The 1,194-nt window shown below is 75.4% G+C and carries 2 protein-coding genes; both read right to left on the minus strand.

Going from position 1 to position 1,194, the window contains the following annotated elements:
* On the minus strand, positions 1-787 hold a 787-nt coding region (locus AO501_RS15690), incomplete at its 3' end, for a PE family protein (protein ID WP_156452594.1).
* Between the two features lie 123 nt (positions 788-910).
* A partial coding sequence (locus tag AO501_RS38095; RefSeq protein WP_082658656.1) for a PE-PGRS family protein occupies positions 911-1,194 on the minus strand: 284 nt, incomplete at its 5' end.

The following is a 1,194-nucleotide window of genomic DNA, read 5'->3' on the forward strand; positions in this document are numbered from 1 at the left end:
CACCGGCTCCGCCGCTGGAGAACATCCCGCCGTCACCCCCGGCGCCGCCGGCTCCGCCGAGCGCGGTCAGGCTCTGCGTGGATCCGCCGGCGCCCCCGATCCCGGCGGCTCCGAAGAGCATGCCGGCGTTGCCGCCGGCCCCGCCGGTACCACCCGCGCCGGCGACCGAGTTTCCGCCGGCCCCGCCGGCGCCACCAGCGCCGATCATTCCGGCCACCCCGCCTCGGCCACCTGCTCCACCGGTCCCGGCGGTGGCGGCTCCGCCGGCGCCGCCCGCGCCGCCGTTGCCGAGGAACCCTGCGGCCCCGCCGGCCCCGCCGGCGCCGCCGTCGGTACCGGCTTTGCCCGAACCGCCGGCCCCGCCGTTTCCGATCAGCCAGCCGCCGGGCGTCCCGTTCTGCCCGGTCCCCGGCGCGCCGCTGGTGCCGTTGCCGATCAGCGGGCGACCGGTCGCGGCCTGGACCTGGCCGTTGATCCCGTCAAGCAGCGTCTGCAGCGGGGAGGCGTTCGCCGCCTCGGCGGCGGCATACATGGCTCCGCCGGTGTGCAACGCCCGCATGAACTGCTCATGGAACGCCGCCGCCTGAGCGCTGACGGCCTGATAAGCCTGGCCGTGTCCGGAGAACAGTGCCGCCAGTGCGGCAGACACCTCGTCCTGCGCGGCCGCGAGCAGGGTGGTGGTCGGAACCGCCGCCGCAGCGTTGGCTGCGCTCAGTGCCGATCCGATGCTGTCCAGGTCCGCCGCGGCCGCCGCGACTATTTGCGGACCCACTACCAGGTACGACATCGCCATCTCCTGTCGTCGTTGAGCACTGGAGTTGTGGAATGAGAATGCGGCGCCGTGCGTCGGAGAACTTCGGTCGAAAGACGTAGATAACGCGCGGAAGGGGTCGTAGATCGCCCCGGCTCGTTATCCCAGGCCGCTGTTTCCGTTCTGGCCGAGCAACTGCCCGCCGGTGCCGCCGGTGCCTGGCGTGCCGGGCGGCGTACCTGGCCCGCCGTTGCCGCCGTTGCCGCCGTCGCCGATCGACACTGCGGTGCCGCCGTTGCCGCCGGCACCGCCCTTGCCGCCGAGACTGCCCCCGCCGGCGCCGCCGTCGCCGCCGTTGCCGATCACTCCGGCGCTGCCACCGGCCCCACCAGCGGCGCCGGAGTCGCCCAGGCGCCCGGCTCCGCCGGCGCCGCCCGCCCCCC

This window comes from Mycobacterium gordonae (assembly GCF_001417955.2).
GTDB lineage: Bacteria > Actinomycetota > Actinomycetes > Mycobacteriales > Mycobacteriaceae > Mycobacterium > Mycobacterium gordonae_B.